This window comes from Serratia sp. OS31, from assembly GCF_014164835.1.
GTDB classification, from domain to species: Bacteria; Pseudomonadota; Gammaproteobacteria; order Enterobacterales; family Enterobacteriaceae; genus Serratia; species Serratia liquefaciens_A.
Window position 1 is genome coordinate 1 of record NZ_JACJFQ010000066.1, and the last position, 6,227, is coordinate 6,227.

General features: G+C 44.9%; 11 protein-coding genes. 7 read left to right on the forward strand and 4 right to left on the reverse strand.

The features are described from left to right. Positions 1-13 precede the first annotated feature (13 nt). A complete protein-coding gene (locus tag H5P17_RS25895; RefSeq protein ID WP_182825851.1) occupies positions 14-319 on the reverse strand; it encodes a hypothetical protein in 306 nt (101 codons plus the stop codon). Positions 320-664: 345 nt separating this feature from the next. On the opposite strand from H5P17_RS25895, the gene H5P17_RS25900 reads away from it, so the two are divergent. The 7 genes from H5P17_RS25900 (at position 665) to H5P17_RS25930 (ending at position 4,081) form a co-directional block, all read left to right on the forward strand. Then, the gene (locus tag H5P17_RS25900) at positions 665-1,006 is read left to right on the forward strand and encodes a hypothetical protein (RefSeq protein ID WP_182825852.1); all 342 of its coding nucleotides are present in this window, start codon (positions 665-667) and stop codon (positions 1,004-1,006) included. Between the two features lie 67 nt (positions 1,007-1,073). Further along, a complete protein-coding gene (locus tag H5P17_RS25905) occupies positions 1,074-1,376 on the forward strand; it encodes a hypothetical protein (protein WP_182825853.1) in 303 nt (100 codons plus the stop codon). Beyond that, the gene (locus tag H5P17_RS25910; protein ID WP_255478002.1) at positions 1,364-2,194 is read left to right on the forward strand and encodes a SprT-like domain-containing protein; all 831 of its coding nucleotides are present in this window, start codon (positions 1,364-1,366) and stop codon (positions 2,192-2,194) included. Before H5P17_RS25905 ends, H5P17_RS25910 begins: the two co-directional genes overlap by 13 nt. Before the next feature lie 110 nt (positions 2,195-2,304). Next, on the forward strand, positions 2,305-2,547 hold the full coding sequence (locus H5P17_RS25915; RefSeq protein ID WP_182825854.1) for a hypothetical protein: 243 nt from the start codon (positions 2,305-2,307) through the stop codon (positions 2,545-2,547). Between the two features lie 40 nt (positions 2,548-2,587). Then, on the forward strand, positions 2,588-2,815 hold the full coding sequence (locus H5P17_RS25920) for an antirestriction protein ArdR (protein WP_182825855.1): 228 nt from the start codon (positions 2,588-2,590) through the stop codon (positions 2,813-2,815). 280 nt (positions 2,816-3,095) lie between these two features. Then, a complete protein-coding gene (locus H5P17_RS25925) occupies positions 3,096-3,740 on the forward strand; it encodes a ParA family protein (RefSeq protein WP_126179520.1) in 645 nt (214 codons plus the stop codon). A gap of 23 nt (positions 3,741-3,763) precedes the next feature. After that, a complete protein-coding gene (locus H5P17_RS25930) occupies positions 3,764-4,081 on the forward strand; it encodes a hypothetical protein (RefSeq protein WP_182825856.1) in 318 nt (105 codons plus the stop codon). A gap of 452 nt (positions 4,082-4,533) precedes the next feature. On the opposite strand, the gene H5P17_RS25935 is transcribed toward H5P17_RS25930, so the two are convergent. From H5P17_RS25935 to H5P17_RS26585, 3 genes are all read right to left on the reverse strand, one after another. Beyond that, the gene (locus tag H5P17_RS25935) at positions 4,534-5,376 is read right to left on the reverse strand and encodes a HEPN domain-containing protein (protein WP_182825857.1); all 843 of its coding nucleotides are present in this window, start codon (positions 5,374-5,376) and stop codon (positions 4,534-4,536) included. Between the two features lie 3 nt (positions 5,377-5,379). After that, positions 5,380-5,751 (reverse strand): DUF2726 domain-containing protein, encoded by a 372-nt coding sequence (locus tag H5P17_RS25940; RefSeq protein WP_182825858.1) that lies wholly within the window; start codon positions 5,749-5,751, stop codon positions 5,380-5,382. Positions 5,752-5,974: 223 nt separating this feature from the next. Next, positions 5,975-6,227, reverse strand: a 253-nt coding sequence (locus H5P17_RS26585) for a hypothetical protein (protein ID WP_220496974.1), incomplete at its 5' end; no start/stop codon positions are given.

The window sequence follows — 6,227 nt, forward strand, 5'->3', positions numbered from 1 at the left end:
ATCAGATATATTATCAAAAGGGGAGTTCATGCTGATGCACAAAGTCCCCTTCTTTCTCATGCAGTACACGCATGTAGTCCTGCTGTGAGAGGAACGCCAGCCCTTCCATTACTGTGACCGGCTTTTCTAATTCCATCCAAAACAAATCCAGCCAAGCCCGGCCCATCCAGAAAAGCTTATCGCCACGCTGGATGAATACGAGTGAGCCGGGTTCGATTCGTTCCAGGTACGCACCCAAATATACGATGCGGATCGTTTCTTCTCTATGCTGAAAGACATCGATGCCGGTTCGCTGGAAAGGGTTGTAGCCGTTTTTCATTGCGACCTCATTACCTGTGTTTATATACAGCTATTTTAGCACGATTATGGTTAATGAGATCAAGATGAGAGATTGTTGGGATATGTGTCTGATATATTAATATATCGGATATATTCTTAATTTCAGTGAGGAGAATACGGAGTCTAGAACACAAAAGCCCCCCTTCACGTTTAACCATCATAATTTCTTCCTGCAGCACATCGAGCCACTCAATAATGACAGCAAAAAGCACACCCAGCCACTCCACGAAAAGTTAATTTGCTATCAAAATGTATTGTACAATACATTTATCTGTGCCATTATCTGTTTTGTACAATACATACCGCAAAAGCGAGGGAGTGAAACATGAATGTTGAAGACCGTCTGCGCATCGAGCGCGAAATTGCTGTCGCAGCCGTAAAAGGGCTTGTCCAAGCTGGCTATCAGATCTCCGTGTTTGATGGTGAAGAAGTCGTTAATGCTCCCTCAAATGATGCTGACAGCATCTTGGGCGATATGTTTTCTACAGATATTGACCAGCTGGAAGTATTCAACGCGGGTGACTATGTAAATCGTGCCGGTTGGGTACTGTTTGTTTACGGTAACGATGGATGGGATGTGATCTGTGATCACACCACTAATCTGGAAGGGCCGTTGAAGAACGCAGACGAACTGGCAGATAAGTATGCTGATCAGTACTTCTGCTAGATAATCCTACTGATTTTAACCAACGTCAGCGGCACAAGTCGCTGACTCATTAACAAGGAATGCAATAATGAAAGAACAGATCAAGGTAGAAAGCTATTTCACTCGCAATGAACGCTTGCTGAGAGCACTTATACCCTCCATCATCTTGGTTTTAATGCCGATCATGCTAGGAACAGTCATTGATTCTAGTGAAATGGTTGTACCCCAATGGGTGTTTCTCATACCTCAAGTGGTCGGCTGGTTAGGCATTATATATGCTGGGATATGCTGCCGATTGACTCAAACATTGACAGCCAGACTTTTAGAAGCCGCTGTGGTTCTATTTGGTATTAGTCTACTCATATACAACGTTTATCTATGGCTGTCATGATCTCTGGCCGTGCGACAGAACGTGCCTATGCGGAGCTACAGCAGGCGTATGACTTTTATAATCAGCGCTTGTTTGGCGGCCAGCTGCCGGACTGCCTGATCACGTTCCAGCGCGGGAAGAACACTATGGGCTATTTCAGCCGTAACCGCTTTGTTTCACCGGCGGACGGCACGCAGATAGATGAGATTGCCCTTAACCCTGAGTATTTTCCGGTCTACCCGCTGATCGAGGTCATGCAGACATTGGTACATGAGCAGTGCCATATGTGGCAATTCCACTACGGCAAGCCATCCCGCAAGGGGTATCACAATGCAGAGTGGGCCGCGAAGATGGAAGCCGTAGGGTTAATGCCATCGTCGACAGGCAGACCGGGCGGCGACAAACTCGGCCAGTCGATCAACGATTACCCAATCCCCGGCGGCCGCTTCCAGAAAGAAACGCTGGAACTGTTCCGTACCGGCTTTGCGCTCAGTTGGTTTGACCGGTTTCCGGTCAAAGTGGAACAACCGAAAGACCTGACGCCAATAATCGAACAATGGCGGGAAACGCTCGCCCAGGCACTACAGGCGAACCCCGCAGGGGTAATTCAACAGGATGCCGCGGAAGTTGAACGGCTGCTGACGTTGGCACTGGTGCCATCCGTGCAAGTTACCGATGACGGAGACGATTCGGAGGTCACAGGGATTGTTCTGCAACCGAAACCCAAAACACGCCATAAACATGTTTGCCCGGAGTGTGGGGCGGCGGCATGGGGCAAACCCGGGTTGAATATTCTCTGTGGTGAGTGCAACGTCGCATTTATCGACATCGATAACTAATCTGCTATCAGAAATGGTGACGCCGGCACGATGGCCAATTCAAAATTGACGGCATAATTGCCACCCGGAACCAGGCACCGGCCGCAAAAATACTATCAAAGGAGTTAGATATGGGGACATTAACGATCAGGACACAGCCAGAGCACGATACCGCCCTGGTGGCAGTAGGGAATCGCTTGGGTGAAAAGACGGCCTCGCAGACATTACTCAAGTCGCTGATGACGTATGAGCGCCACTGTGAAGAGATTGAACGCCTCAGACGTGAGCTAAGCGCTATGAAATGGGAGCGCGATGAATTGCGCGGTAAAATTGAGGACTACAAGCGAGCCCATAACAGCCTGTTGGCTCTATAAGGGGTTGTACGCAAAACCCCTATTTATGAGGAAGGACAACATGGATCATGTCGAGATAGCAAATAAGTGGCGGGAACAGAATGAAGAACATGCCGGTGACGGCGTAGTTCTGATCTGGGCGGGAGAAGTCTACGGCTGGAAGAACTGTTTACGTGACGCCCAGCATGAGCGTCCAGGCGCGATCGCTGTAGATGCTGACGCGCATGTGTTCATAGCGGAAGGTGGTAATGACTATGACGGCGCGAAACGGTGGGTTGTACAAGAGTAATTGTATAGGGGGCATAGCCCCCTTATCAGCACTTTATTTTAGTTACAACATTCACGGCTTCTTTTCAACCTCCACCTAACCCCTTGTGACGCCATTAACCTTACATGGCTTACCACGTTAACGGGAGGAGCCGCACCGCAAAAGCTCACTCAACAAGATGAAGTGCCGATATCTATCGAAGATATATTATAGTCAATATATCCGACATATTATTGTTGACATATATCCGATAAATGCTAATCTGCATATGTCGAATATATTACTAACGAGTGAGGTCATCATGATTGTACTGATTGGTAGTCATAAAGGCGGGGTAGGTAAATCCACTAAAGCGGCAAACATCGCCGTTGCCGCACGTTACATGTCAAAGAAAACCATCGCTATGGTGGGTTCTGACAAACTGGGCTGTCTCAAGAGCTGGTATGCACGTCGCCAGGAAGCCGGTTTACCGTCATTCACGTTCGTTGAAGCTTACGGGGATCTACGTAAGGAACTAACAGAACTGAATAAGCACTACGATATTGTCCTGGTTGACACTGCCGGTCACGATAGCCAGGAATTCCGCTCAGCGCTAACTGTGAGCGATATTCTGTTATCGCCTGTAAAACCGTCTTCGCAATCGGAGATCGATTCCATCGCAGCCCTCACGGAAACCGTCAGAACGGCACAGGAAAAGCACAACCCATCACTGAAAGCGCACCTGGTCTTTAACCGCTGTTCAACCCGCAGCGGGAATACCGATGCCACCGATTTAGCTAATATGCTTAAAAGCGATGCGTATTGGTTACAGCCGACAAAACAACGTATCGGCGAACGCACTGTATACGTAAAAACGTTTAACGCAGGGCAGGGCGTACACGAAGCAAAGGACGGCCAGGCTAAGGGTGAGATTGAATTGTTGTGCCATGAAGTTGGCATTTTCTAATTTATTATAAAGAGGTGACAGTAATGTCTACAAAACCAAAAGTACAATTACCAACCCGTAAAATTGTCTCAGAAAATGAGGTAGTGGATAAAAATGAACAGGTAACTTCATTTATCATGGAAGGGGATAAGCGCCCTGAGACGCGTAAAAAAGTTAAACCTACGCTGTTTACATTGACCGAAGAAGAAAAGGATTTTGTGGAAAACACGGCTAAACGAACCGGTGCGACAAAAACCAACGTTATTCGTGCCGCATTAAAAACCCTAGCTAAGTTAGACGATAACGATTTGCTAATGCTGCTAGGCGAAATCAGTTTGAGAAGCCCAGGGCGTTGGAATTGAAAATAATAAGGGGGCTTTATGTTCAGCAGGAAACCAAGAGCCAGATACATAGTCGGTATCCCGAACGACTCGATTCTTTACGAGGGCAATTCTCGGTTAGTTGCCTGGTGTCATTGGTTGTTCAACCGCCGCGTAGCTATTGCGTTCGACCGGCGGTCTTGGATTATTAATCCCAGCTATTGGCTCACAGGCGATACGCCCCATGAAAATTTCTTCGAAAACTAAGGGGTGCCCAATTTAAACCCTCTCCTTAACGACATCTACTGGAGGATAAATGGACTTAATAGACCACCTAATTACCCTAATCCAGGAAGCATCATTGCCTGCGAAGATTGTCTATATTGCGTACATAGTAATAAGTGTCATCTGTGTGATGCTGTTCATTGTAAAAGCTATACCAGCGATTTACGCATGGATAACAGAAAAGTAAAAAGCCCCGAAAGGGGCACTTTTCAAAACGGCGGTATGCCTTTTAAAAATTCTTCTCTTATTAATCTCTCTTCCTCTTCTAATTTATTATGGTTAGCAATAATAGCAGAGGAAATATAACCACTGATAATAGCTAAAAAACCGCGAACAAGACTGACTGAGTTTTCAACGTCATTAGAAGTAAGAGAAATTTTTTTCCCTTCAATGGTTTTTCCATCGCGGTGAACAATATCATGCCGTAGTTTGGTCAACTTTATCAACTCACCTAATTGTAATCCTTTAGGTTGTGTTGCTTGCAAGATAACCTCGTAGGTATTTAAAACCTTTGGAATCTGATGATAAAGCATATCAGAAAGGAAGTTAATTACCCGCCTTTCTATGATAGAACCATCATCGAGAATTTCTTTTAAAGATACAGTGGTTTCTTTTAACCCTTTCACATGTGAAACTGCATTTCGTATGTAACAATCGGAGGATAAAACCACAGATTTTAACATTTCGCTGAGGCAAGACTCCAAGATAGTGACTGAGTAGGCCACTTGCATTTTTATGAGTGTTTCATTGTTTTCAATCGTGTTGAGAGAGAGAACAGCTTCTAAGGCACTGGAGTAATTTTTAAAAATATTAAGATGAGGATTCTTTTTTAACCATTCTATTTCCCTTTCTTGCTCCTCTTCTAACTCAAACTGATAGGCGGCTTCATCTGTAAGATGATCCTGGTATTCATGAAACTGAAACTCTGCATCTCTATATTCAATAGATAGCTCATCAAGCTCGCTGTCTTCATCTAGCCCCAGATGTTCGCGTATCCATTCTTCTTTTCTTTCTTCCTGCATGTCATCTAACATACTTTTAACTAGGCCCATATATTACTCCTTAAAACAATCGATCAAGTAAAGTTCAGCAACTCTTGAAATACAAAAATATCTAATCGAAGATTGGTTAAATACTTTAGTAAGAAATGATTTCCTTTCTTCTTTAAAAACCCCATCTTCTTGATAGTCAAAAACGGCTACTGTATAATTGTTATTCAAATCATAGGCAACAAAATCCAGGGTAAAACTCAGGATTTTTTTGATGTGCTCATAAAAAATATCACTCCCGGACTCTGCTGTTGGCTTCACCAACTCAGCAAGTTTAACCTTAGAGAGAACCACAACGCCAGGCGGACAAAGCTGTACAAGGTTAGCATAGAACTCTTTCTCTGACGTTGTTAGTGGGTTACGTTGCTGGTAATCCATTGTTCATTTCCTTCTGTTGCAAAGCAACTCCGAGAGCCACCGGCAGGGTTGGCAAAGTGTAAACGTATGACGGAATGAAATGACGTCAAACGGGAACACTTTGCCTATCTTGCATCGTGTAGTTCTCTTTGCTGCACCGTGTTGATCATTCTTCACTGTTCTCTATGGTATCACAAGGAAAATGCGTTGCAGACCGAAAGGATTTTGAAGCGAGAAGAGCAAATCAGTCATGCTGATTCGGCGCTGTATCGCTAGCGTTCTTTAGCTCAGAAGAGCCTTTATCGCAAACACCAAGAAGCTTAAAAAATGGTTTATATCGAAGCATAAAGAAGTTAAGGCCCAGTCCTGCTTGTGCCAAGATAACAGCACCAATACAGAAAAGTAGAGTGAAGTCAGTTCCTTTGTAAAAGTGGTTATCGTAGACGGTAGAATAACTGTCCCCTATGCACAACTCCAAGTCCACGAGACGAAGAGAA

Bases quoted from the DNA above. Each gene is read 5' to 3' on its own strand.
- H5P17_RS25895 (WP_182825851.1), bottom strand. From the start codon at position 319: ATGAAAAACGGCTACAACCCTTTCCAGCGAACCGGCATCGATGTCTTT.
- H5P17_RS25930 (WP_182825856.1), top strand. From the start codon at position 3,764: ATGTCTACAAAACCAAAAGTACAATTACCAACCCGTAAAATTGTCTCA.
- H5P17_RS25905 (WP_182825853.1), top strand. From the start codon at position 1,074: ATGAAAGAACAGATCAAGGTAGAAAGCTATTTCACTCGCAATGAACGC.
- H5P17_RS25940 (WP_182825858.1), bottom strand. From the start codon at position 5,751: ATGGATTACCAGCAACGTAACCCACTAACAACGTCAGAGAAAGAGTTC.
- H5P17_RS25925 (WP_126179520.1), top strand. From the start codon at position 3,096: ATGATTGTACTGATTGGTAGTCATAAAGGCGGGGTAGGTAAATCCACT.
- H5P17_RS25900 (WP_182825852.1), top strand. From the start codon at position 665: ATGAATGTTGAAGACCGTCTGCGCATCGAGCGCGAAATTGCTGTCGCA.
- H5P17_RS25920 (WP_182825855.1), top strand. From the start codon at position 2,588: ATGGATCATGTCGAGATAGCAAATAAGTGGCGGGAACAGAATGAAGAA.
- H5P17_RS25910 (WP_255478002.1), top strand. From the start codon at position 1,364: ATGGCTGTCATGATCTCTGGCCGTGCGACAGAACGTGCCTATGCGGAG.
- H5P17_RS25915 (WP_182825854.1), top strand. From the start codon at position 2,305: ATGGGGACATTAACGATCAGGACACAGCCAGAGCACGATACCGCCCTG.
- H5P17_RS25935 (WP_182825857.1), bottom strand. From the start codon at position 5,376: ATGGGCCTAGTTAAAAGTATGTTAGATGACATGCAGGAAGAAAGAAAA.